We start from the raw sequence: 25,541 nt of genomic DNA, 5'->3' as shown, positions 1-25,541 counted from the left end.
GTGTATATTAGGAGAGATGGAAGATGGAAACTACTCATAAGCTTTTTTCATTAAAGTATACGATACTTAGAAAAAATAGAAAAAATATAAGTATCAAAATTGATAAAAAGGGAAAAGTAATTATAATTGCTCCCAATGAGATAAGCTATAAGGCCATAGAGGAAGTAGTAAAGAGCAAAATGCCCTGGATATTAAAAGGTCTTCAGACAATAAAAGAAAAAATGGAGAGTACAGAATTTAAGGGTATTCAGGAAGGAAAAAAAATCTTATGGATGGGTACACCGCTGGATATTGAAAAATATCCTTTAAATATACAAAAATGTTATGTGAAAATTTTTAAAGATAGATTTGTAATTTATGGATTTAAAACTTTACTAGAAGATGAGGAAAATATTACAATTACTATTCATAAGTTTTATAGGGAAAAAGCTAAGGTGATTTTTAAGCATAGAGTAGATGTATACAGCAAAAAAATAAATGTATGTCCTAGAAAAATCAGTATTAGATGCCAGAAAACTATATGGGGAAGTTGTTATTCAAGTGGAAATATAAACTTTAATTATAAGCTTTTAATGGCACCTATAGAAATCATAGATTACATAGTTGTGCATGAATTATGCCATCTGGTACATATGAATCATTCAAAAGATTATTGGAAGTTGGTAGAATATATAATACCCGACTATATAAATAAAAAAAATTGGCTTAAAAATAATGGATACATGCTTGCTTTCCCTGAGAATTTTCAATAATGGTATATATAGTTAATAGATCCATATAATAGACATATGAAAAAATATAAAGTACAATAGAGTACAATAATGTTATTGATAATTTTAATATGAGAGGAATAGTAATATGGCATTTCAATCCTTATTTTTAATTGCACTGGCGCTTTCTTTAGATGCTTTTAGTGTTTCTTTATCTGTGGGGTTAAATAGTGAAATAAAAAGGAAGAATAAAATTCAATTTTCACTTTCTTTTGGATTTTTTCAGTTTTTATTTGCCATAATAGGTGCATATGCAGGTTTTTTATTTAATAAATACATTGCTTCAGTTCCTGCGATAGTTGGAGGGGCAGTGGTGTCCATTGTAGGCATACTAATGCTTAAGGCGGGATTTGAAAATAAAAAAGGTTATACACTTATGAGACCTGGAATGGTTATACTGCTTGGAGTTTCTGTAAGTATTGACGCTTTGGTAATTGGATTTACTACGTTAAACAATATAACAAATAATTTAAGTATAATATGCAGTACCTTATTTATAGGTATAGTAACTTTTGTATTAACTTCTTTTGCCTTTATCATTTCAAGGTATCTCCAGAAAATACATGCTATAAGTAAATATGCAGACTACATAGGAGGGGTAATACTTATTATATTTGGCATTAAAATGATGTTTTTTAAGTGAAGTTTGGGGTGATTTTATGGATGTAGAAAAATCCTTGAGAAAATATGGGATAAAAGTTACACAGGCAAGGTTAAATATTTTAGATATATTATATAAAAGTGAAATTGCATTAAGTGTAGAGGATTTATTTCGAAAATATAAACAGAAAAATATAAATGTAGATTTATCTACGATTTATAGGTCTTTAGAGTTATTTGAAGATAAAAAGATTGTAAGAAAATTCGATTTAGGTAAAGGTAGATATAGTTATGCTATAATAAGAAAAGATCATAAACATATATTACAGTGCAGAATATGTCAGAAACAAGTAGAAATAGACTGTCCTATGCAGCAAATAGAAGAAATAATAAAAAGTAAAACTGATTTTGTATTTGTGGAAGAAGAATTGGATTTTAAGATAAACGGAGTATGCAAAGAATGTAGAAATAAACAGTTGGGCTGTAGAGTCGGGAAGTTACTGTGAGGTTATTTCTTGAGGATATATTTTCTTTACTTTCCAAGTACCTTTACTGTTTTTCTCTAAAGATACAGTATATTTCATTTCGCGGTGGGGTGTTTTACTGGACATGCCCTCAACTTTCACAAAGGCAATTTTACCATTAGAAAATGATAGATCTATATTTTCCATGTTACATAGTTTATATTTGTTAAAAATTCCTGTGGTAAAATAATTTTCAACTGCATAGTTGATATCTATACACTTATTTGATACATATATATTTTTAACTAATAGAATAGCTAATAAAATGACTATTATGGATAATATAAATTTTTTCATACATTGCCTCCATAGTGATATAAAAATATTATCTATAATTATAATAACTAATTTTTTTATGTAAGTAAATAGAAAAAATAATTTTTGTAACCTTATTAGTGCAAATTTACCAATTGGGCTAATTTGTATTAAAATATAAATTAAAGTATTTTAATTTATATTTTAATTGTGTTATTCTTTTATTTAGAAAAGAAATTAATATATGAAATTTTATTGAGGTGAAACAATGAGATTAGAATTCATAAATAGAATTAAAGAAAAAGATGTAATTGGGAAAAGCATATTAACATGTGATGGACAAGTTCTCTTAAAGGCAGGTGTAGAATTAACCAACAATTATATAAATAAATTAAAACAATTAGGCGTATTTTATTTATATGTAGAAGATGAAAGATTAGAAGATGTAAATATAGAAGATGAAAAATTACTGGAATTAAAGCAATCATCAATAAAAAGTATGTCAAATATAATGAGTAATTTATATGATTGTAATGGAAAGAAATTGAGGAAATCTCTTACAGGTATAGAAGATATGATAAATTACATAATTGAACTTGGAGATGTGAATAAAAGCCTTTATGATATACAAACTTATGATAATTATACCTTTATTCACTCAATAGATACCTGTATTATGGCTTCTTTTCTAGGTGTTTCAACAGGATATGATAAATGGCAGTTGAAAGAAATTGGTATAGGTGCATCACTGCATGATGTAGGAAAAACTAAAATTCCTTTAGAGATACTAAATAAAAAGGCTAAACTGACGGATGAAGAATTTGCAGAAATAAAGAAACATCCCATGTATGGGGGTGAGCTTCTTAAGAAAAATGTTATAATTTCAGATGCTGTAATTAAAATAGTTGAACAACATCATGAGAGGGTAGATGGAAAGGGATATCCTTACGGACTTAAAGATAAGCAAATAACAAATTATGCAAAATTGGTTTGCATATGTGACGTATATGATGCAGTGAGTAATGATAGATGTTATAGAAAAAAATTTAGTCCTAATGATGCTTATGAGCTTATACTTTCAGGAAGTGGTAGTAATTTTGATCAACAGTTAGTACATAATTTTAAAGATACTTTTGCTATATATCCATTGGGCTGTGGTGTTGAATTGTCAAATAAAATTAAAGGTTATGTTGTAAGGCAAAACAAAGGATTTCCGGACAGACCGATAATAAGAATACTTTATGATGTGAACACAGAAAATCCTATACCAGCTTATGAATTGGATTTATTACAAATACCTAATGTGGTTATTACTGGGTTAATTTAATAGAAATTGAATAAAATTTTCTATACAGTGTATAATAAATTGGAAGTAATAGTGTAAATATGCTGTTTAGCTTTTTTTAGGGAGAGAAATATGAATTCATATGTTCATAGCTTAATACAAATCTTATACAAAAATAAAATAGGAGAGGCAATTGTTACATACTTAATTATAGCATTAAATATATTAGTATATGTAGGAACTTCATATCTTTCTGGTAATATAATAGATAGTAATTTAAACGTATTAGTGCTTATGGGAGCCAAGGTAAATTTCCTTATAGATAGAGGCCAGTACTATAGATTATTTACATGTATGTTTTTACATGCAGGCATAGTACATTTAGGGGTAAATATGTATTCACTTTATATGCTGGGTACTTTTATTGAAAAAATATATGGTAAGTTTAAATATATGGTTATATATATTATTTCAGGTTTGGTTTCATCTACATTTAGTTATATGTTTTCATCCTCAGTATCCGTAGGAGCTTCAGGAGCAATATTCGGGCTTTTAGGTGCGGCACTAGTATTTGCTCTTAAAATGAAACATCAAATAGCTAAGGGATTTATTGTGAATATACTATCTATAATTGTAATGAACCTTGTAATAGGACTTTCCATAGCAAATGTAGATAATTTCGGACATATAGGGGGCCTCATAGGAGGAATACTGATTACTTATTTATTAGGCAGTGTGAAGCCTGAAAAATTTCAATTTTAGTTTTTTTACCTCTGGAATGTAATTCTGTGGGAAGGATAATAATTGCATTCCAGAGGCATTATTCAAATAATTTTTAATTTGTATGTTTAGTCGCGTTTTACTGGTAACTGCAAATTACCTAGGTCCTTTGAATATAGAGTTTCTTTTTCTATAAGAAGTTCAGTAATTTTTTTAAGATAAGGTCTGTTTTCAATTATGATATTTTTTGTCTGACAGTATATGGAGTCAATAATATTTTTACATTCTTCAATAATTTTATCTTGATTTATATTTAGTTTCATGAGTTCCTGCATATTTAAAAGGCCTAGTGTTTTGCCCATACCATATTGGGTAATCATATTAAAGGCTATGTGTGTACTACGCTGTAAATCATTATGGGCACCAGTGGTTATATAATTGGCACCAAATATAACTTCTTCAGCAGCTCTTCCTCCCAAAAGTACCATTATCCTTTTTTTTAGGTAATCTTTATTTTCATAGAGCTTGTCCTCTGGAATACTTAAAGTATATCCTCCCACTCCGTTAGTGCTTGGGATAATTGTTACCTTAGATATTTTTTCATTGGGAAGTACCTTTAAGGAAACTAAAGCATGGCCTACTTCGTGGTATGCAGTTATTTTTTTGTCCGAATCTTTTATATAATCTCTGTTTTTCTTTTCATATCCTGCTAAAACTATAGAAAAAGCCTTGTCCATATGCTTATTTTCAATAGCTGTACTATTTTCTTTACATGCAATTATTGCAGCTTCATTTATTAAGTTCTCAATTTTTGCACCTGAAAAATAAGAAGTTTTTTGGGCCCATTCATGTAAATCTACATTACCTACAGGTTTATTATTTAAATGAAGGGCTATAATCTTTTCTCTTGAACAAATATCAGGAAGAGTTATTTCTATATTTCTGTCAAATCTTCCAGGCCTTAAAAGTGCCGGATCTAACATGTCCAATCTATTGGTTGCAGCAATAACTACAATTCCTTTTTTTTCATTAAATCCAGACATTTCTGTGAGCAGGGCATTTAAAGTTTGATCTCTTTCATCAGAACCCCCAGAAGCACTTGTGCCATCTCTTTTTTTACCAATAGCATCTATTTCATCTATAAATACAACTGCTTTTCCTGTACTGTTATTTCTGGCCTTTTTAAATAATTGCCGTATACGGCTGGCTCCTACCCCTACATACACCTGTACAAAGTCAGAACCGGATACTGCATAAAAAGGAACGTTTGCTTCACCTGCAACAGCTTTGGCTAGAAGAGTTTTACCAGTTCCAGGCTGTCCGTATAGCATTATACCCTTAGGCATTCTTGCTCCATAAGATATATATTTTTCAGGATTTTTCAGGAAATCCACTATATCTTTTACACTTTCTTTTGCCTCCTCATTTCCTGCTACATTTTCAAAGGTATAGTTAAAATCTTTTACAGCAGAGGCTTCTAAATAATCAATAGGCAAAGTTTTGTTGGAAACCTTTTGAGGATTTTTAAGCAACATAAAAACAATTGATATAATGGAGATAACCATTAAAGTACCTGGATATACTTGTCTGCTATTCATTGGGTAATCTTCAGATACAGTTATATTTTTTTCCAAGAGTGTTTCTTTAATATTAGGTGTTCTAGGGTTGTCTGTTTCATATACACTGCCATTTTTTAATTTTATCCTTATTTTAGGATTATCTGTCATGTAAACTGTAGAAATGCTTTTATTTAACAGATCTTTTTGAAATAAATTGTAGGATTTATACGCTATAGAGCTATCTTTATAGTTCATAAAGATTAAAAATGCCAGAGATAGTATGAAGGTGAAAATTGGTATCAAAATAAATTTATTTTTTATATTTTTTATTATATTCTTCATTAAAATATCGCCCTCCTGGAATAAAGTGATTAACATATTATATAAAAAATACCTATGATTCAATAATTTTACATAAATTTTTGCAAAAACAAGCAAATAAATTGTATTATTACCTTGCTATAATAATGATATTATAATATTTTTCTCTGTTAGTCTAATTAAAATCATAAAATTTTCTAAAGTAGTTTATGGGAAAAGGTGAAGCCTTTGAAATACTAGGCAATAAATACCGTATAAATAGGATTCGTGAAAAATTCGTCAAAAATTTAGAAAATAAAAAAATAGAAGGGATTAAAGTGAGCAATTTTGCATTGGATGAAAAAATACAGAAGTACTTTTATTAGTATTTAGTAACCATATAAATACCCCCCACATAGTATGTTAATAACAACAGATAAAATGGGGGAATACAGGTGAAAGAACTATTATCAAAATTAATTAAAAATCGTGTTGATATTTTTTTAAAATCGGGAGATAAAATAGAAAAAGCAATTATAGTAGCTGCAATCAGAAATGCACTTGTAGTTGATTATAATGGTGGTATAGCAGTGATAGAAATACCTCATATTGCTTATGTTCTAGCGGAAGCAGGAACTGCTGAATTAATGGACAGTATATTAAGTGATGAAGAAGATAAAGATAATGATGAAAAGAATCATAAAAAACATCCTTAATAGTTAGTTAGGCATATGTAAACAAGTATCATTTTATAAGTAATTTTAAATTTTAATAAGATGTATCAAATACCTTTTAAAAATATATCAATATTGCAAAAATTAATATAAGTGAGTTAGAGGATATTTGGTATTATAATTAGTGTTGCTCAAAAATCAATAATTGAAACCATAGTAGATTATTTAAATGAGTATTGCACTTTTTTTTTAAAAAAAAGTACAACTGAAGTATTTTACTTGTAAGTAGGTTACATTGTTCAAAATAACTGAGATTTAGGCTTTGATAGTTCTGGCTTATTATGTAACTTTATGGATAAGGGGATAACTAATTTTGACAATGAAAATTGTATAGCGTGTATTTATAAATTTTCACAAAACTTGATGGTGATAATTACATACTAAGAGATTCCTAACTACAAAAATTGTGATTAAATTATAGCTTTAAATTTATAGCGAACAGGGAGAGGAATAATTATGAGCAATACAGGTATCATAATCTTAGTAATAGTATATGCTATTTCATGTTGTAAGCATGAATATAGACCATCAAATTAACCACAAAAATTGTGGCTAAAGCATAACTTTAAATTTATAAAAACACAGGAGGATGAATAATTATGACCAATCTAGTTATCATAATTTTGGTAATGTTATGTATTATTTGGTGTTGTAAGCATGAAGATAAAACATTTAAAAATTTTGATGATTATTTAATAAATTTTTATAGAGGACCTAAACCCCCACACAGGAGGATACCGAAACCCCCACATAAAAGGTTACCCAAACCACCACCACTTTTTAAGCACCACGAGCAACAAAGACATCTATATGATAAACATCTAGAACATCAGGATAAAAGTAATTCAGGTTACTTCTCACTATCATCAGGTGAGTTTTGGCATAATCATAAATTGATTTCTTCTTTTATTATATTGATAGTCGGAAGCTTTACTATATCTTTTCTCAGTATAACTATAGCAACTATTTTTGTGTTTATTATGACAACTATAATTATTTTCTTTTCACCAAGAGAATTGAATGAAGCATATCCTGCTGCAATAGGGGCTATTATGGTACTATTCATAGGAGTTGTGACTTATCCTAATCTAGTAGATATTGCTCATAAAGTTAGCGGTGCTTCTCTCACTATCATTGCAACTATTGTCATGGCAATTATTTTAGAAAGCTTTGGTTTTTTCCACTGGGTGGCAGCTAGATTATCGGGTTTAGCAAAGGGATCTGGTTATAGGTTATTTTGGTATATACAATTATTATGCTTTCTCATGACTTTACTTTTTAATAATGACGGAAGCATTTTGATTACTACACCTATTCTTATTTTATTATTAAAAAATTTACAATTAAATACTCGTGAACAGATACCTTATTTATTGAGTGGTGCGTTAATTGCGACTGGTTCAAGTACACCTATAGGTGTAAGTAATATTACAAATTTAATTGCATTAAATATAATTCATATGACACTTTACAAGCATACAGAAATGATGTTCATTCCTGGCACATTTGGACTTCTATTCATGTCACTTTTGATGTTTTTGCTACTAAGAAAGAGAATCCCACGTACTCTTCCAAAATCAGTAATAGAACTAGATGAAATATTTTTTACAAAGGAGTTTCATCCATTTAAAGCAAATTTCTCTCTCAATACGAAAAAAAGACGTACAAGCTTTATGTTAAAGATTTTAATATTCGTATTTGGAATACGTTGTCTATTATTTGTCGCATCTTACTTTAGCATTCCCATAGAAATTGTTGCAGTTGTTGGGTCACTTGTCTTAATACTTTTGAGGTGGTATTATTTAAGAACAAGCCCATTGGATATTTTAAATAAAACACCATGGCATATTCTGTTATTTGCTTTCTCAATGTATGTGATTATTTATGGATTAAATAATGTTGGATTAACAAAGCAGATCATAAGCTTAATTGAGCCAATTTCAAAGCAAGGTTTGTTTTACGCAAGTTTTGCAATGGGAGGATTAACTTCCATTTTATCTAATATTTTTAATAATCATCCTGCGTTAATGATAGGTACAATTGCATTATCTAATATGAGATTAGATAATCTCACTTTAAAAACAATTTACTTGGCTAATATTGTTGGAAGTGATATGGGTTCTCTTCTTCTTCCTATTGGAACACTAGCTTCATTAATGTGGATGCATATATTAAAGAAAAATAAGATTAAGATATCATGGAAAGAATATTTAAACGTAACAAGTATCATTGTTCCTTTAACAGTTGTGTTTACTTTATGTATTTTATATTGGTGGATTAAAACAATGTTTGGTTAGAACTTATCATTAAATAATTTCAGTTTTCCTTAGTCTGTTGGACTTTTGCCAGCAGACTCTTGTGCAAGGGGAGCTTTTATCATGTTTCTATCTATGCGAAGTCATTTCTAATCTATACCTTTAATTCCGTCATATCCTTCAAGTTACCGTTTCCACATGCCTTTAAATACTCCCGCATTACACTATTATTTAAAATGAGATGTATTGAATTATAGACAGCAAATTTTTCTCTTAAGTATAGCTTTCCACTGTATATCTGTTCTGAATACATAAAATATAGTTTCATATCAGAATTTCTTTATGATAAGTTCTTAATAATAACTTAGATTCCATTTGAAATTTAACAAAAGTAGGCAATTTGCTCAGGATTGATATAATAGGTCTTTTCATCTGATTTTAGAATAATTAAACGGTTGTAGTTAAAAATAACTTCTCCTGATATGATTTGGGTGGAAGTAGTATAAATTGTTAAATGCACACCTTGAAAATTACTGTTTATAAATGCTGCTAGAGGAGAACTTAGAAGATTTTTCTTATAATTATCTTTATGATTATATTTCTGTATAACTTTGTCACAGTTATGATCTTTTTTATAATCAGTAATGATTTCATCATTATTAAGTTCTGAATGTGCTGCATAATTAATATCACGTTCATCTGAAATAATTGCAGCATTATTAACAAGCTCCAATGATGGATTAGATTTATTTTTACTCTGTGGTAGTATACTGGTATTCTCTTGTGAATTATCATAAATAGTACTTTCACTTGGTATCAAAGCTGTATTTTCTTTAGGGAAATTTGCATAATGAGATTCAGTGATTTTCTCATTACTTAAAGGTTCTACGGCGTGTAATTTGGCATTAGGAATATTTGTTTCAGGTGGTGTAGTATCTTTATGGTGTGTTTTCTCTAATAATAAATCTTCGCCCTCAACAACTGGATCAGATTCAATACGTTTAGTGTTTGACTTATAAGCATCTTGATCTTCAGTGAGTGCATCCTTATACTTTGCTGTCCAGTATATAATTTTATTACAATTCATATGGTAAATTGTATTATCATGTGTTTTTAATATAATAAATTTTTCTTTTGAATTCTTTTCAGAATATTGAAGTAATTTACAATGAAGTTTTTTACACTTAGAACCACAGTCATAAATAACAGTAATATGCTTTCCTATAAAGTTATTATAATCATTAAAATGATAATCAGACATTGCATGAATCCTCCTAATAAGATATTAATATATTATACTTACGGGTAATTTATAATTAAAAGAGGTACCATTAAGGTAGCCTCCAAATTATTTATATTTATTTAAACTTATAATCATAAACTATTATGATTATAAGTTTGAATTTTAATATATACTTTCTATAGCAGTATAATTGACAAATACTATACCTTTTTCAGTTTTCAGTTTTAATACATCCGCATCTTCATCGTTTTTTAAGATAGCACCTTGTATTTTATTACCGTTTACTGTAACAACCGTTACGTTATAACCAAGTTCACCTTGATTTATTTTATTAATATTCATCAAATTTTCCTCCTCTTACGAATATTGTTATAGTATTATAAAAAGTGCTGTGTCTGCAAAAAATAGTTTTTACAGTTGAACTTGTATGAGGGCTAATATATACTTTCAATTGCATTAGTACTAACCATCGTTATTCCATTCTCAGTTTTAAGTTTTATGAAAGTAGAGTCTTCATCAGTTTTTAAAATTTCGCCTTGTATTTTATTACCGCTTTTTGTTACTATTGTCATCTTTGTCCCCAGATAATTTTGTTCTATAATTTTAATGTTCATAATAATGACCTCCTTATAATATTTAGAAATCTTTAGTATACTTACTGTTAATATATATTTAATTGAAGCAATTAGTTTCTTCACTATATATTATTAAATTTTAATCAATAATGTTACGAAGCTACCATAGATTTAATACTTAAATTCTAGTGGAAATTTTATTTTTACTAGAACTGTATTTACTTCAACCAATGGAAGGTTTTTTCGCATTACTACAAAGGTTTTGTTTTTTATAAATCTTTTTTAGAAACTTAAGCTAATGACATTAACAACAAACCACCCGTTTTTTAAGGGTGGTTCTGAATATATAAAAATATTTCATTTACTTTTCATATTTTATTTATAAATGCCGTATTAATTTTCAGCATATCTTTTTATATCAACAGTAAGTTCAATTAAGGTTTTATTAACAATTCCTTTTATAAATTTCTGCTCTTCTTCACCACGCATTATAGAGATAGTTGATTCTTCATCATCCTCTTCTTCATAAATTGGATTTGTAGTAATTGATTTCAAGTTATTTAAAATAGATGAAGATGTAACTGAGCAAATATCCTGTTCTTGAACTTGTGGATCAGATATAAATGATTTAAATGGTATCGAAACAGTTGTATGGCGAATAACACCGTCTAAAGCGACGCTATTATCTACAACACCGCAGCTTGGTTTAGCTTGCTCCTTCTTATTCTTATTTGCAGTGGTATTATCACTACTGTTATTATTTTGCATACTTATATAGCCATGACCCTGCGAATTATTTGAATTCTCGTTATTATTTTGGTTATTATTATTTTCGGCTTGTGGTCGTTTCATGGTAGTATACATAATGCAACTATTTAAATAACCACTTACTAAAATGGTTCCAGTAGCTACGTTTATATCTTTTATCTCAACTTCGTTTAGTATATTAATCACTTTTAATACTACGTCTTTCTTGGGAGCATCAAAAATAATTTCTCTTTCGATTAACTCCTGACGTGTTACACTTCCCATTGATTTAAGCTGAATGTTTTTATCCTGTGGATTTAAATTTATTTTCATTGGAATATTTTTATCCTCTGGATTTGGATTTATTTCCATGTAGATATTTTCATCTTGTGGATTTAAATTTGTTTCCATATAGCTGCCTCCTTATATAATCTTGTTAGTACATAGTTTTTGCACTATTTAATAATATCTATAATAGTTCCATTTGTTACAGTGCCTTTGCTACATTTGGAATTTTCATCTAATTATAATATATTTTTAAATTTTTAAAATGTTCATTGTGATTGAGAAAATTTCATATGCCCATAAATAAAATTATAAAATTTATACTTGATAATATTGAGTAAAAATTTAATTTTCTTTAAATATATGACATATTATTTTGTTCTTGTGAATATAAGTAATTTTATTTTTACTATCTTTCACTATGAAATGATCGTTAGTCTCTCCTAAAAATATTCCATTGATGTAAGAATGTCTATGACCGTATTCAATCATTACTGAAACATATTTTCCTATGGCATCTATTTTTTTGTCCGTACTTTCGTCCAAATGTTCTGACATTGGTTTCCACCCCCTCTTCTATAACTAATGCTTCTCACAAGTCTGGAAGTATCAGAATCTTTACAATGTTATGAATCACATTAGTTGTAGGTTTAATACATTATATTGACTTCATGAATAAAATGTTCAACTAAATTGTTTAATGAAAAAGTATTTTCAGCAATGTATATCCTGTGGGGGGTAATTCTGTCAACTTACATTAGTAATTGTGATTATGTAAGCGGTAGTGTATAATTAGAATCATATAACACAATATGAAATAAATTCATAAGGGGGGCATAATATTTATATGATTTGTAAAAATTGTTCTAAACAGATTGATAATGACAGCAATTTCTGTATTCATTGTGGAAGTAAAGTTTTTATAAGTAGTAACAAACTTAATGGTATTTATAAAAGCATGGCTGTGCTTTTATCGGTAATTTCAGTGTTCTTGTGTGTAAAGGTTTTCGTGATCAATAAAGATCTTGCCAAACAGGCAAATAGCAATCAATCTGCCAAATCAATTGTAACGTCAACTCAGTCATCTGAGGATAAGAAGAAAACTTCTCCAGACCAGGAATCTTCTAAAAATAGTAGTAATAACGAAAATAGTACTCAATCTGTTAAATCAACTGTGACATCAACTCAATCATCTCAGGATAATAGTAGTAATCTATCTTTGGATAATTCAGCATCTACAGCAAGAGATCAAGCAGCAGCAGCAGCTGCCTTGTATTATCAGCAAAAGGCAGCAGAGCAGCAAGCAGAGATTATGGAACGAAATGCAGAGCATCAGGCAGAAGTTCAAGCGGATTTAGAAAGAGCAGATGAACAGCGTAGAGAAAGTTTTGCAGAAAGCTTTTCATATTAAATGTTTAATTAGTATAAGAATAATCTAATAGGTTATGTGGGAGGAAACCAATCGTGTCTTATTGTAAAAAATGCGGATTTGATGTTGGGGATAAAGAATTTTGCTCTAAATGTGGGACACCACAAAAAAATCAAACTCAAAATATAAACACAGATACTAATGTTGGAAATTATGTGAAATTTATAGCTCTGCGGGTGTTAGTAGGGTTACTTATTTTGTTAGTAGGTTTTTGTGGATATTATATTTATGATAAGAATAATAATACTACAGTTTCGCAAGGGAGCAATATTAATAAATCAGAAACAACAGAAAGTAAGAGTAGTACAGACAATGGGGATAATAACACAGTAAAGGATAATAACACAGTAAAGGATAATACAGTAACAGACAATAAAGAAATAAATGATTCTAGTGATTATATATTTAGTGATAGTGCTGATAGGAGACTTACAGATGATGAATTAAGCTCATTAAGCAAAGAGACCTTAGCCCTTGCACGAAATGAAATATATGCAAGACATGGTTATGTGTTTGAAACAGAACCATATAAGAGTTATTTCGCTAATGAAACATGGTACAAACCTAATCCAAGTTTTAAGGGCAGCGATGAGGAGATAAATGAAGTAGAAAGATATAATGTGCAGCTAATATCGGAATATGAGAAGGCAAAATAGGGAATATGAAATATATTATGTAATCATCAAGTGATTCTTAGGTTCAGGTGGAGTTTGCTATAGAGAAATACTTATCTCCATCTGAACCTTAGAAGAACTTATCCAGGCGCGTAGCAGTGCTTATCTCCCACTTTGATAGAAAAGCAGAGAACCAAAATTTTTAATTTTGTGTGAATCGCTTTCACAGAGTGCGATGGGAGTATTAGCAATGTTAGCGTTCGGATAAATGGAATACTTCATAATTAATTGTGAAAGTTGATATTGAAAGGAGTTTAAATTTTGAAATTTGAATTTAAAGTAATGTCCTTTTGTATATTTCTTGTATTTTTATTTGCAGGATGTTCAAAAATAATGCAGCCTGTTTCTAATGTAAGCAAGGGCAGTGAATATAGTCAAAGTGCATCTTCAAGTAAAACTAGTGATAAACAGAAGAATGATAAGGATAATAATAAAAAAGCCGCAGAAAATAATCAAGAGGACAAAAAGCAAAATGTTGACAGTGAAAAAACAAAAGAAGTTAAGAGGAAGGTCGTAGTTCTTGATCCTGGCCATGGTAGGGGGTCAAATTTGGAAAAGGAAGCCATATATCCGGGAGCTAAGGAATTAAAAATAAAGGATGGTGGTGGAGCAGAAGGAATAAATAGTAAAACACCAGAGTATGTAATAACTATGGATATTGCTATGAAATTAAAAGGTCTTCTTGAAAATAAGGGTTACAACGTAATTATGACTAAAACAACTCTACAGGAAAGTCCAGGCAATATAGAAAGAGCGGAAGTTGGTAATAGAAATAATGCAGATTTGGTTGTAAGGATACATGCAGATGCCTCTGAAAGCTCAAATATTTCAGGGGCATCTATGCTAGTTCCAGCACCTATAGGGTATGCTGAGGATATAAGTGGAATTAGTAGAAAATATGGACAAGTAGTGTTGGAAGGTTTAGTAAATGAAGTTGGGATGGAAAACAGAGGGATTGTTGAAAGAAATGACCTTACAGGATTTAATTGGTCTAAGGTTCCTACTATATTAGTGGAAACAGGATTTTTGTCAAATCCACAAGAAGATAAATTATTAAATACTGAGGAGTATCAAAATAAAATAGCAAAGGGACTGTTTCATGGGATAGATAATGCTATTAATAATTAAATTTCAAACTTATAGTTTGTTTGAAATTTAATTGTTAAAAATGTTGTTAAGCATGAGAAGTATAAGAACTTAGATTAAGTTGACGTTATGAAAGGAGGATGGTAGTATACTATTTAAGGAGGTGTGATAATGCGTCAATGCATGGATGCAGGCAATCTACACAGACGGCTGAATAAAATTATGGGACAGATAAAGGCTATTGATAAAATGGTGGATGAAGATATTCCATGTGAAGATGTTTTAATTCAGATCAATGCTGCGAAAAGTGCTTTACATAAAGTAGGTCAGGTGGTTTTAGAAGGTCATTTGAACCATTGTGTCAGAGAAGGTATTGAACATGGAGATGCCGATAGGGTAATAGCAGATTTTGCCAAGGCTGTAGAGCATTTTTCAAGAATGTCATAGATGTCCTAATAAGCAACTGTTAAAAGTAACAGTTGCTTTTTTATTGACATGCTATACCCATGGGGGTATAATATACACATACCCCCATGGGTATAAAAGGAGTGGTTTTATTGATACAATTATTAAAGGATGATGACAAAAGAACATTATTATTTCTTGCATTATCTCTAATTGCTCTAATTATAAGTTTTTTTAATATGGAAAGTGCGGCATGGATTGCAATTATTTTTTGTGGTATTCCCATTGTAAAAGGAGCTATTTTAGGACTAGTAACTGAGTTCGATATTAAGGCAGATGTATTAGTTTCAATTGCATTGATTGCCTCAATTTTTATCGGTGAAATCTTTGCAGCTGGTGAAGTGGCTTTTATTATGACAATCGGGGCTTATCTGGAAGAGCGTACTGTTGCTAAGGCCCGTGCTGGAATTGAAAAGTTGGTACATCTTACACCCACAAATGCAAGAATTGTACAAAATGGTGAAGAATCTATAATTCCTGCTGCTCAAATTAAAAAGGGTGATATTCTGCGAGTTCTGGCAGGAGAGACAATAGCTGTTGATGGAATGATTATCAAAGGACAAACCTCTGTGGATCAGTCTATAATGACTGGAGAATCTTTACCTGTGGATAAAGATGAGGGTGATGAAGTTTTCAGCGGCACTGTCAATCAATTTGGTACTTTTGAAATGGTTGCACAGAAAGTTGGAGAGGACAGCTCTCTTCAGAGGATGATCCATCTTGTTGAATCAGCAGATGCAGGAAAGGCAAAAATTGTTGGAATAGCTGATAGGTGGGCTACGTGGATTGTAGTCATAGCACTTGCGGCGGCAGTTGGCACATGGTTTGTTACCCATGAAATTATCAGATCAGTTACCATCCTTGTTGTATTTTGTCCATGTGCATTAGTGCTTGCAACATCCACAGCCATTATGGCTGGAATTGGAAATGCCACAAAGTATGGTATTCTTGTCCGGGAAGGTGATGCGTTAGAGCGGCTTGCCAAAATAAAGAGAATGGCATTTGATAAAACCGGTACTATTACATACGGTAAACCCGAAGTGGTTCAGGTAAAAAGCTGTGTATCAAATATCAATTCAGAAGCATTACTTGCACTTGCGGCATCTGCGGAACTTCGTTCAGAGCATCCTCTGGGGAAAGCAATTGTTTCCTATTATAAGAATAAAAATGGTAAATTGCCAGAAGAGTCAAGTACCTTTACTCTTATTGCAGGTAGAGGGGTTTTGGCCGATGTAGGTGGTATCAGAATACTGGCAGGTAATGAAACTTTGTTATCTGAACAAAAAACTGAATTGCCAGTTACTCTTTATCAATCAGCGGAAGAAGCTAAGGCAGATGGAAGTACAGTGATTTATGTTGCAGCAAATCAAAAAGCTATTGGATTGATTGCATTGTCGGATACGCTTCGTCCTGATGCTTTAAAAACAATTGATGCAATACACCACACGGGAATTCAAACTGTATTGCTTACTGGTGATGCACCACAGGCAGCAAATCATATGGCACAGATTGCTGGAATTACAGATTTGAAATCAAGCTGTTTGCCTGAAGATAAAATGAAAGCTATCAAAGAGTATCAGAATAAAGGGGAGCTTGTTTGTATGGTGGGTGATGGAATTAATGATGCTCCTGCATTAAAGACAGCACATGTAGGAATAGCTATGGGTGGAGTTGGAAGTGATATTGCAATTGATGCTGCAGATATTGCCCTTGTGGGGGATGATATCAAGGAAATCCCACACCTTTTACAGCTTTCCAGAAAAACTATGCAAACCATTAATATAAACCTCGCAGCTTCTATGATGCTCAATTTTATTGCTATTACCCTGGCCATTACAGGCATATTAAATCCCGTTGTTGGAGCACTAGTACATAATGTTGGTTCCGTTGCAGTTATCATTAATTCATCATTATTATTAAAATGGAGGAAATTAGAATGAAAGCATGGATTTTATTTGGACTTTTTGTTATTGTTGGACTAGGAATGTTTATTGCAGGAATTATCTATATGAAAAAAGAAAAAAATGATGTTGAATCTGTAGGAATATATAGAAATATCTCTATTATAGGTGCGGTATTGGCTGCTGCTTCTATAGTAGTGAAATTCTTGCTATAAGTATTTTCTGTTTAATGGAGATAATCCCAAGTAAAGCTGCACATAGCTTATATTTATATAGGTTATGTGCAGCTTTATTATATTAAAAGAAAAGATTAAAAAATTATTATATTTATTGAAGTATTTTTTATTTATAAATCGTTATATTATTATGAGGGTAAAAAGGTGGTGATGATTATTTGGAAAAATCAATTTGAAAATTACATAAAACAGTATGAACGTTTAATCATTACTATTTGCTTTTCCTTTACTAAAAATTATTTTGATGCAGAGGATATAGCTCAGCAGACTTTTTTAACTGCCTACGAAAATATGAATAAATTTGATGGCAAAAATTTTAAGGCATGGGTTACAAAAATTGCGTTAAATAAGTGCAGGGATTATGTTAAAAGTCCTGCTAGAAAGTTAGAAAGCCTTACCAGCGAAGATTACAAATATATAGAGGATACAAAGTATTCTCCAGAAGAAAGTGTATTAAACAAGTATAGTGATGCAAAAATATATAACTTGTGTAATAGGCTAAGAGAACCCTATAAAACCGTGGCAATAAATTACTTCTGTGAAAATATAAAGCTCTCAGATATGGCAAAGGATACAGGAGAAAATTTAAAAACGCTCCAAACAAGATTATATAGATCAAAAAAACTTCTTAAAATTTTATGGAAGGAGGAATTCGCTTGAGGGATAGTTTGTTTGATAGTAATGGACATATAAATGATTTATGTATAAAAAAGTTTAAAAAGGGAGACTTGGATAATAAAGAACTTATTGTTGTATCTCAGCATATGGAGTGCTGTGAAAAATGTGTCCAATGTCTTACAGAAAGCTTTGATGATAATGAACTTATAGAAGTACCTTTGGGATTTGAAGAAGAATTAAAAAATAAAATAATTAAATATAAGAAGAAAGATAAACAGTTTTTGTTTTATTCTCTTAGAGTTTCCATTGCCGCATGTATATCCCTTATATTTGTGTTTTCAAGTACATTGAATTTTATAGCAAATACTAAAATGAAAACATTAGAAATTGGTTCACCTAAATTTACAGTAGTGAATTCCATTAATATAGAGCTTGGTAATTTCACCAATAAAATAATTAATATGGAGGTATTCAATAATGAAAATGAAAAAAGGTAATTTTTTAACCATTTTCTTTTCTTTTCTTCCAGGTGCAGGACATATGTACATGGGACTTATGAAAATGGGATTGTCAATTATGTCTGCATTTTTCTTTGTAATATTTCTTTCAACATGGCTTCATATAGGACCTCTTTTATTTGTCTTACCCTTAATTTGGTTCTATTCTTTTTTTGACTGTATAAATAGACAAAGCTTATCTCAAGAGGAGTTTTCCCTTATGGAAGATAATTATATGTTTTCCGTAGACAAATTGTTTAATTGGGATAAAAACTTATTTAAAAGGAGAAGGTTATTTTTTGGAATACTTCTGGTGTGCATGGGGATTTACCTTATATGGGACAATATCAGATATGTTATTGAGCCATATATAAGTGTAAGAGCTTATGAGGTTATAAGCAATTTTGGAAGAGTTGCCCCTCAGGTAATTGTGGCAATAGCAATAATTATAATTGGAGTAAAACTTATCATGGGAAAGAAAAGGGAGAGAGATATGGATGATTAAGGGGAGAAGAGTTGGTACATTTACTTCAGGGATAATACTTATTGTATTTGGGGTAATGTTTTTAACGCATAGTATGTTTAAGAATATAAATTATAATTTAATAATATCGTTGTGGCCGGTAATGTTAATTCTTATTGGAATTGAGATCATTGCAGCATACATTGTAAATAAAGAGGAGAAAATAAGGTATGATACAGGTGCTGTAGTTATTGTAATGATTCTTTGTATTTTTGCCATGATAATGGGGGCAATTCAGTTTGTAATTACAAATTATCCTCAATTTAAGATTATGTTTTAAATTGTTTCAAAAATATTAATAACATATTAAATGATACAAGTGTTCATTAACCATTTTTTTCATTGAAACTATGAATTTATTTTTGGTTAATCAACATTTATATTCTTAATCAATTAATTTAGTTTAAAAAAATTAAAATTGCATACTCTATGTTATATATAGAATAACATATTTTCAAAAAAATAATTAGACAGTATGTAGATATCATTATTTATAATTTGAATAAAATTGTGAAATTTTTAGATGTCCTTAATAAACAAAAGTATCATTTTGAAAATTATGAAAGGAGTGAACAAAATGAGTGGAAAATTTGTAGCAGGTGCAATAATTGGGACAGCACTAGGTATGATGATAGTACCTGAATTAGATAAAACTACCATGAGGAGGATAAAAAGAACTTCTCGGTATTTGAAAAATGCAGTAGGCAATGTATATGGAAAAATGTCGAATTTTACAATGTAATATTTTGTAATACAACACTAAAGGTGTATTAATTATAATATAGTTAATACACCTTTAGTATTATATTCTGGTATTTTATACTAAATAACCTGTATTACTGCCAATATAGTTAAAAATTTTTCTTTTGCTCCTAAAAATATGATATAATTAAAATAGTTAATTTATTAAAATTTTAATGTGGTTAAAATAAAAAGACAAGGGTAAAGGAAGAGTGAATATATGGAGATACTTTCTTTAGGGGAGAAAATAAAGAGGAGAAGAAAAGAACTTAATATGACTTTAAAAGATTTAGCAGGGGATAGAATTACACCGGGGCAGATAAGTCTTGTAGAATCCGGAAAATCCAATCCTAGTATGGACCTATTGGAATATTTAGCATCAGAGTTGAAAACTTCTATTGAATATTTAATGGAATCAGAAGAAACTCAAGCTGAAAAGATCTGTACTTATTTTGAAAATATAGCTGAATCTTACATAATAAATGGTAATTTTAATCAATCAGAAAGATATATTGATAAGGCCTTATATTATGCAGAAAAATATTCGCTGGAATATAAAAAAGCAAAGAATTTATATTTAAGAGGTACGGTACATATGGCTAAGGGAGAATATCCTATTGCACAGCAGTTTTTGTTGTCTGCAAATGTCATATTTATAAAGGATAATAATTATGAAGAGACTATAAATACCTTTGTGAATCTAGGTAGAATATCTAAAAAACTAAAAGCATATTATTCATCTTTAAGTTATTTTCAACAGGCCGAAACCGTATATAAGGAAAATAACATAGGTGATGATTTTTTACTTGGACAAATATATTATTATATAGCTTGTGTGAATTTTAAGTTGGAGAATATTCCAGAGGCAATAAATTACTCCTATCTGGCAAAAGAAAAATTTAAACAGATGGATGATGAAAAAGAATATGCTAAAACACTCTTTTTATTAGCTGAGGAGTATAAAAAAAGAGGAGATATAGATAATGCTATAAAGTATTCTAAAAAGACTTTAAGTGTGTATAAAAAGTTAGATGATGTAGTTAGTATTGCAAAAATCGAAAATAACTTAGGTAAGCTTTTTTTTGAATTTGATAATATTGAAGAATCTTTTATACATTTAAATAAGGCTAAGGAATTAAGATCAAAACTTAAAGATAGTAATATTATTGAAACCCTTGTAAACATATGTGAAAATTATATAAAGTTAAAAGATATTTTCAATTCTAAAAAAATTCTTCAGGAAATAATGGAAAGAATAGATGAAGGTAATGATAGAACCTTGGTATATTATTATCTGTTAAAATTTAGAATAGATATGCTTGAATCCAATAAAAAAGAAGCAGAAAATACCCTTATTAGTGCATTGAGTTTTGTAAAAAATATGGATTATACCAAAGAAATGGGGGATATTTCTATAATATTAGGGAAATTTTATATAGATAATAAAAGAGATAAGGAAGCAGCCAAGTATTTAAATGAAGGTGTTAATATTTTTAAAAGGATCGGGGTTTTAAAAGAGATTTAGGTAAAATAGGTGAGAATTATGGAAATACTTTCTACGGGAGAGAAAATTAAGAGGGCAAGAATATATAGAGGTTATACACTAAAAGATTTGTGTGGTAACAAAATATCGGTATCTAAGATGAGTTGTATTGAAAATGATAAGGTAAAACCTGAGGAATGGATATTGAAATTTATAGCAAATAGACTTGAAGTTGACATTGGATATTTGAAACAGGACATAAAGGATCAAATAATAAAGAATATAGACAATATAGTTAAATGTGATAATAAAAAAGACTATGAAGAAATCCTCAAGTATAATTTCAAATTTGCTAGAGATGGTGGTTATAGTAACATATGTTTTGAAGTACTACATCTTTTATTTAATTGCTATTTAGATAGGAAAGAATTAGAAAAAGCTCAACATGTAATACGTAACTATTATGGTTATTTACAAAAGTGTTTCTCTCATGAAAGGGCAGTTACATATTATATAGATATTGCAAGATATTTTTTTACGTCCAAAGAATATTTACATGCTATAAATTATTATAATAATGCTATAGATATTACGCTAAAAATTAATAATAATGAGCTTTTAGTAAAAGCACTTTATAATCAATCTATGTGTTATTTTGTTATGGAAAACTATGAAAAATCTTATGAATTAGCTGATAAGATTGTGAGTTTGCTGCATTTTGTAGAAGAAGATATAAAGAAAGCAAAGATATATCATTTGCTGGCGCTGATTTCTCTTAAAATGAATATAGGCAAATTTAAAGAATATGAAAAAAAGGTAGATGTGTTTTTTGGAGAAGATATAAGAAATAAAGCTAAAGCTATTTTTGAGTATGCTTCTGTCATGTTTATTTTAAATATGAAGGATATTGCAATAGATTATTTAAATAAAGCTATAGATATATATCCTAAGGACGATATAAGAGAAATGGTAAGATTTATGCTTATGACTGTAAATATTTTAATAAAAAATGAAGTTCTAGATAAAGCACGTCATATATGTGATATAGCCTTGAATTATACTATAAATTTAAATGATATGGAATATATAGAAAGAGCATATTATTACAAGGCGGTTATACTTGTAAAACAGGGGGATTTTGAATTGGGAGAAATGTATATGAATTTATCCCTGGATACCTTGTTTAAATTTGCAACAAATATTAAAATATATAAAAGATATATAAAGATGGGCCAAATGTACTATAAGATGGGAAATGTTTCAGAATCAATTAAATATTTTGATTTTGCTGTAAAACTAGATCAAAAATATGGTTTCTCTTAGCTGTTATAATCTAAAAATCAATTAGAAAGGAGGAAAGTTGTCTAAAACTTACAGAATTTTAGGCAACTAGGTGTGATATGGATATAGATAAGCTTACTATTAAAGTTCAACAGGCAATAAATAATGCCCAGGGCATAGCCATAAAGTATAACCATCAGCAGATAGATGTTATTCATTTGTTTTCGGCATTAGTGTTTGAGGAAAATGGATTAATTCCAAATATATTTGGGAAAATGTCTGTAGATGTAAAGGCGCTGGTGAATGAAACTGAGAATGTTTTGAATAAAATGCCTAAGGTATTAGGAGAAGGGGCACAAACTTCTTCACTCTATGCTACAAGAAGATTTGAAGACATCTTTATAAAGGCAGAAAATGTGGCTAAAAAATTTAAAGATTCCTACATAAGTGTAGAACATGTAATGCTGGCTATTATGGGAATTTACTCCAGAGAGGTAGACGGACTTTTAAAGAAATTCAATATAACAAAAGATAGATTTTTGGAAGCATTAACACTTATTAGAGGAAACCAGAAAGTTGAAACCCAGGATCCTGAAGGAACTTATGAAGTATTAGTTAAGTATGGAAGAAACCTGGTTGAAGAGGCTAAAAAGCATAAATTGGATCCGGTTATAGGCAGAGATGAAGAAATTAGGAGAGTAGTTAGAATAATTTCAAGAAGAACTAAGAACAACCCTGTGCTTATAGGAGAGCCAGGTGTGGGGAAAACTGCCATAATTGAAGGGTTGGCGGAAAGAATTGTAAGAGGAGACGTACCAGAAGGATTGAAGGAGAAAATAATATTTTCTTTGGATATGGGGGCATTAATTGCAGGAGCTAAATTTAGAGGAGAGTTTGAAGAGAGATTAAAAGCTGTATTGAAGGAAGTTGAAAGAAGTCAAGGAAAGATAATATTGTTTATAGATGAGATTCACACTATAGTGGGAGCTGGTAAAACTGAAGGTTCTATGGATGCAGGAAATTTAATTAAACCAATGCTAGCAAGAGGTGAACTTCATTGTATAGGGGCAACTACTTTTGATGAATATAGAAAGTATATAGAAAAAGATAAAGCTTTAGAGAGAAGATTTCAACCCGTAGTAATAGATGAACCTACCAAGGAGGATTCTATTTCAATACTGAGGGGCCTTAAAGAAAAATTTGAAATATACCATGGCATAAGAATTCACGATTCTGCCATTATAGCAGCAGTAAAACTTTCAGACAGGTATATAACAGACAGGTACTTACCAGACAAGGCAATAGACCTAATTGATGAGGCATGTGCTATGATAAGAACGGAAATTGATAGCATGCCTACTGTTATGGACAGTGTTAAAAGAAAAATATTTCAACTAAAAATTGAAAAAGAAGCCCTATCTAAAGAAAAAGATACTGCTTCTATAGAAAGGCTTAAGGCTTTAGATAAGGAACTTAGCAATTTAAAAGACAGAGATAATGAACTTACTTCAAAATATGAAATGGAAAAGTCAAATATAACCTTGGTTAGGAATTTGAAGAAGCAATTAGATGAAGTAAAAGGACAGGTTGAAAAGGCAGAAAGAGAGTATGATTTAAATAAAATGGCAGAGTTGAAATATGGAGTTATTCCTAAATTGGAAAAAGAAATAGAAGAAAAGGAAGAACTGTTAAAGGAAAACAATGAAAATGCCATGTTGAAAGAAGAAGTTACAGAGCAGGAAATTTCACAAATAGTGTCCAGATGGACTGGTATACCTGTTTCCAAATTGGTAGAGGGGGAGCGGCAAAAGCTTCTTAAATTAGAAGAAGAACTTACAAAAAGAGTTATAGGACAAAAAGAAGCTGTTAAGGCTGTATCCAATGCTGTAATAAGGGCTAGGGCAGGGATGAAAGACCCTGGAAGGCCTATAGGCTCTTTTATATTCTTAGGACCTACAGGTGTAGGTAAAACAGAACTGGCAAAAACTTTAGCCAGAACATTGTTTGATAGTGAAGAAAATATAGTTAGAATAGATATGTCAGAGTACATGGAAAAATATTCAGTTTCAAGGCTTATAGGTGCCCCTCCCGGATATGTAGGTTATGAAGAAGGGGGTCAGCTTACAGAGGCAGTGAGAAGAAAACCCTATAGCGTAATATTATTTGATGAAATTGAAAAGGCACATGATGATGTATTTAATGTATTTCTTCAGATATTGGATGATGGAAGGCTTACAGATAATCAGGGTAAGGTGGTAGATTTTAAAAATTGTATTATAATCATGACATCTAATATGGGAAGTGGTTACCTGCTAGAAAATAAAAAGGATACTGGAATAGATAAACATATAAGAGATAGAGTAATGAATGAAATGAAGTTGAAATTTAAACCTGAATTTTTAAACAGACTAGATGACATAATAATGTTTAAACCACTGAATACAGAAGAAATTGAGTCTATAATAAACATATTCTTAAAGGACATAGAAAATAGGCTTAAGGATAAAAATATTTCTTTAAATGTAGAAAGTAGTGCCAGAAAAGTTATGGTGCAGGAGGGTTATGATCCAGTTTACGGGGCTAGACCTTTAAAAAGATATATAGAAAATGTTTTAGAAACATCCATCGCAAAGAAGATAATTAAAGGAGAAATATATGATGGATGCAAGGTGAGAGTAAGTTACCATGGTAACTTTAACATAAGTTTAGATAAAAATTAGATTATGTAGACAGGGAACTTAGGATTTTTTAAGAT

The 25,541-nt window shown here is 30.0% G+C and carries 29 protein-coding genes; 21 read left to right on the top strand and 8 right to left on the bottom strand.

Going from position 1 to position 25,541, the window contains the following annotated elements:
- Positions 1-23: 23 nt before the first annotated feature.
- From ACJDU8_RS04890 to ACJDU8_RS04880, 3 genes are all read left to right on the top strand, one after another.
- Positions 24-752, top strand: a complete 729-nt coding sequence (locus ACJDU8_RS04890) for a M48 family metallopeptidase (RefSeq protein ID WP_406791034.1) — start codon at positions 24-26, stop codon at positions 750-752.
- A 106-nt stretch (positions 753-858) separates the two neighbouring features.
- Positions 859-1,413, top strand: a complete 555-nt coding sequence (locus ACJDU8_RS04885) for a manganese efflux pump MntP (RefSeq protein ID WP_406791033.1) — start codon at positions 859-861, stop codon at positions 1,411-1,413.
- 16 nt (positions 1,414-1,429) lie between these two features.
- The gene (locus ACJDU8_RS04880; protein ID WP_406791032.1) at positions 1,430-1,876 is read left to right on the top strand and encodes a Fur family transcriptional regulator; all 447 of its coding nucleotides are present in this window, start codon (positions 1,430-1,432) and stop codon (positions 1,874-1,876) included.
- On the opposite strand, the gene ACJDU8_RS04875 is transcribed toward ACJDU8_RS04880, so the two are convergent.
- Positions 1,868-2,191, bottom strand: a complete 324-nt coding sequence (locus tag ACJDU8_RS04875) for a hypothetical protein (RefSeq protein WP_406791031.1) — start codon at positions 2,189-2,191, stop codon at positions 1,868-1,870. The two genes, ACJDU8_RS04880 and ACJDU8_RS04875, sit on opposite strands and share 9 nt — an antisense overlap.
- Before the next feature lie 226 nt (positions 2,192-2,417).
- Between ACJDU8_RS04875 and ACJDU8_RS04870 the strand changes: the two genes are divergently transcribed.
- Together ACJDU8_RS04870 and ACJDU8_RS04865 are read left to right on the top strand one after the other, a co-directional pair.
- The gene (locus tag ACJDU8_RS04870; RefSeq protein ID WP_406791030.1) at positions 2,418-3,476 is read left to right on the top strand and encodes an HD-GYP domain-containing protein; all 1,059 of its coding nucleotides are present in this window, start codon (positions 2,418-2,420) and stop codon (positions 3,474-3,476) included.
- Positions 3,477-3,566: 90 nt separating this feature from the next.
- The gene (locus tag ACJDU8_RS04865) at positions 3,567-4,196 is read left to right on the top strand and encodes a rhomboid family intramembrane serine protease (RefSeq protein WP_406791029.1); all 630 of its coding nucleotides are present in this window, start codon (positions 3,567-3,569) and stop codon (positions 4,194-4,196) included.
- An 86-nt stretch (positions 4,197-4,282) separates the two neighbouring features.
- On the opposite strand, the gene ACJDU8_RS04860 is transcribed toward ACJDU8_RS04865, so the two are convergent.
- Positions 4,283-6,043 carry an ATP-dependent metallopeptidase FtsH/Yme1/Tma family protein gene (locus tag ACJDU8_RS04860; protein ID WP_406791108.1) on the bottom strand — a complete coding sequence of 587 codons (1,761 nt, stop codon included), beginning with the start codon at positions 6,041-6,043 and terminating at the stop codon, positions 4,283-4,285.
- Between the two features lie 425 nt (positions 6,044-6,468).
- Here ACJDU8_RS04860 and ACJDU8_RS04855 point away from each other — a divergent pair, with 425 nt between their 5' ends.
- Together ACJDU8_RS04855 and ACJDU8_RS04850 are read left to right on the top strand one after the other, a co-directional pair.
- Entirely contained in the window at positions 6,469-6,729 is a 261-nt protein-coding gene (locus ACJDU8_RS04855; protein WP_406791028.1) for a hypothetical protein, read from the top strand.
- A gap of 617 nt (positions 6,730-7,346) precedes the next feature.
- A complete protein-coding gene (locus ACJDU8_RS04850; protein ID WP_406791027.1) occupies positions 7,347-9,044 on the top strand; it encodes an arsenic transporter in 1,698 nt (565 codons plus the stop codon).
- Between the two features lie 112 nt (positions 9,045-9,156).
- On the opposite strand, the gene ACJDU8_RS04845 is transcribed toward ACJDU8_RS04850, so the two are convergent.
- The 6 genes from ACJDU8_RS04845 to ACJDU8_RS04820 form a co-directional block, all read right to left on the bottom strand.
- Entirely contained in the window at positions 9,157-9,330 is a 174-nt protein-coding gene (locus ACJDU8_RS04845; protein ID WP_406791026.1) for a hypothetical protein, read from the bottom strand.
- A 54-nt stretch (positions 9,331-9,384) separates the two neighbouring features.
- On the bottom strand, positions 9,385-10,263 hold the full coding sequence (locus tag ACJDU8_RS04840) for a hypothetical protein (protein WP_406791025.1): 879 nt from the start codon (positions 10,261-10,263) through the stop codon (positions 9,385-9,387).
- Between the two features lie 144 nt (positions 10,264-10,407).
- Positions 10,408-10,587: a hypothetical protein gene (locus ACJDU8_RS04835; RefSeq protein WP_406791024.1), complete on the bottom strand. Its 180-nt coding sequence runs from the start codon at positions 10,585-10,587 to the stop codon at positions 10,408-10,410.
- A gap of 92 nt (positions 10,588-10,679) precedes the next feature.
- Complete coding sequence (locus ACJDU8_RS04830) at positions 10,680-10,859, bottom strand: hypothetical protein (RefSeq protein ID WP_406791023.1); 180 nt, start codon at positions 10,857-10,859, stop codon at positions 10,680-10,682.
- A 354-nt stretch (positions 10,860-11,213) separates the two neighbouring features.
- Positions 11,214-11,978: a hypothetical protein gene (locus ACJDU8_RS04825; protein WP_406791022.1), complete on the bottom strand. Its 765-nt coding sequence runs from the start codon at positions 11,976-11,978 to the stop codon at positions 11,214-11,216.
- Positions 11,979-12,197: 219 nt separating this feature from the next.
- Entirely contained in the window at positions 12,198-12,410 is a 213-nt protein-coding gene (locus ACJDU8_RS04820) for a hypothetical protein (RefSeq protein WP_406791021.1), read from the bottom strand.
- 289 nt (positions 12,411-12,699) lie between these two features.
- On the opposite strand from ACJDU8_RS04820, the gene ACJDU8_RS04815 reads away from it, so the two are divergent.
- The 14 genes from ACJDU8_RS04815 (at position 12,700) to clpB (ending at position 25,506) form a co-directional block, all read left to right on the top strand.
- On the top strand, positions 12,700-13,263 hold the full coding sequence (locus tag ACJDU8_RS04815; protein WP_406791020.1) for a zinc-ribbon domain-containing protein: 564 nt from the start codon (positions 12,700-12,702) through the stop codon (positions 13,261-13,263).
- Between the two features lie 53 nt (positions 13,264-13,316).
- Positions 13,317-13,937 carry a YARHG domain-containing protein gene (locus ACJDU8_RS04810; RefSeq protein WP_406791019.1) on the top strand — a complete coding sequence of 207 codons (621 nt, stop codon included), beginning with the start codon at positions 13,317-13,319 and terminating at the stop codon, positions 13,935-13,937.
- A 279-nt stretch (positions 13,938-14,216) separates the two neighbouring features.
- Positions 14,217-15,083, top strand: coding sequence for an N-acetylmuramoyl-L-alanine amidase family protein (locus tag ACJDU8_RS04805; RefSeq protein ID WP_406791018.1), 867 nt, complete (start codon positions 14,217-14,219; stop codon positions 15,081-15,083).
- Positions 15,084-15,212: 129 nt separating this feature from the next.
- Positions 15,213-15,488 carry a metal-sensing transcriptional repressor gene (locus ACJDU8_RS04800; protein ID WP_406791017.1) on the top strand — a complete coding sequence of 92 codons (276 nt, stop codon included), beginning with the start codon at positions 15,213-15,215 and terminating at the stop codon, positions 15,486-15,488.
- A gap of 110 nt (positions 15,489-15,598) precedes the next feature.
- Positions 15,599-17,446, top strand: a complete 1,848-nt coding sequence (locus ACJDU8_RS04795; protein ID WP_406791016.1) for a heavy metal translocating P-type ATPase — start codon at positions 15,599-15,601, stop codon at positions 17,444-17,446.
- Entirely contained in the window at positions 17,443-17,622 is a 180-nt protein-coding gene (locus tag ACJDU8_RS04790) for a hypothetical protein (protein WP_406791015.1), read from the top strand. Before ACJDU8_RS04795 ends, ACJDU8_RS04790 begins: the two co-directional genes overlap by 4 nt.
- Before the next feature lie 168 nt (positions 17,623-17,790).
- A complete protein-coding gene (locus tag ACJDU8_RS04785; protein ID WP_406791107.1) occupies positions 17,791-18,303 on the top strand; it encodes an RNA polymerase sigma factor in 513 nt (170 codons plus the stop codon).
- Entirely contained in the window at positions 18,300-18,758 is a 459-nt protein-coding gene (locus ACJDU8_RS04780; protein ID WP_406791014.1) for a hypothetical protein, read from the top strand. Before ACJDU8_RS04785 ends, ACJDU8_RS04780 begins: the two co-directional genes overlap by 4 nt.
- On the top strand, positions 18,739-19,263 hold the full coding sequence (locus ACJDU8_RS04775; protein ID WP_406791013.1) for a hypothetical protein: 525 nt from the start codon (positions 18,739-18,741) through the stop codon (positions 19,261-19,263). The genes ACJDU8_RS04780 and ACJDU8_RS04775 overlap by 20 nt, the downstream gene beginning before the upstream one ends.
- On the top strand, positions 19,256-19,561 hold the full coding sequence (locus ACJDU8_RS04770; protein WP_406791012.1) for a LiaI-LiaF-like domain-containing protein: 306 nt from the start codon (positions 19,256-19,258) through the stop codon (positions 19,559-19,561). The genes ACJDU8_RS04775 and ACJDU8_RS04770 overlap by 8 nt, the downstream gene beginning before the upstream one ends.
- Before the next feature lie 297 nt (positions 19,562-19,858).
- Complete coding sequence (locus ACJDU8_RS04765; protein WP_406791011.1) at positions 19,859-20,023, top strand: YtxH domain-containing protein; 165 nt, start codon at positions 19,859-19,861, stop codon at positions 20,021-20,023.
- Positions 20,024-20,242: 219 nt separating this feature from the next.
- Positions 20,243-21,547 carry a helix-turn-helix domain-containing protein gene (locus ACJDU8_RS04760; protein ID WP_406791010.1) on the top strand — a complete coding sequence of 435 codons (1,305 nt, stop codon included), beginning with the start codon at positions 20,243-20,245 and terminating at the stop codon, positions 21,545-21,547.
- 18 nt (positions 21,548-21,565) lie between these two features.
- On the top strand, positions 21,566-22,828 hold the full coding sequence (locus ACJDU8_RS04755; RefSeq protein WP_406791009.1) for a transcriptional regulator: 1,263 nt from the start codon (positions 21,566-21,568) through the stop codon (positions 22,826-22,828).
- A 77-nt stretch (positions 22,829-22,905) separates the two neighbouring features.
- Positions 22,906-25,506: an ATP-dependent chaperone ClpB gene (gene clpB, locus ACJDU8_RS04750; protein ID WP_406791008.1), complete on the top strand. Its 2,601-nt coding sequence runs from the start codon at positions 22,906-22,908 to the stop codon at positions 25,504-25,506.
- Positions 25,507-25,541: the final 35 nt, after the last annotated feature.

The organism is Candidatus Clostridium eludens (genome assembly GCF_045310515.1).
GTDB classification, from domain to species: Bacteria; Bacillota; Clostridia; order Clostridiales; family Clostridiaceae; genus Clostridium_B; species Clostridium_B eludens.
This window is presented reverse-complemented; position numbering and strand designations above follow the sequence as displayed.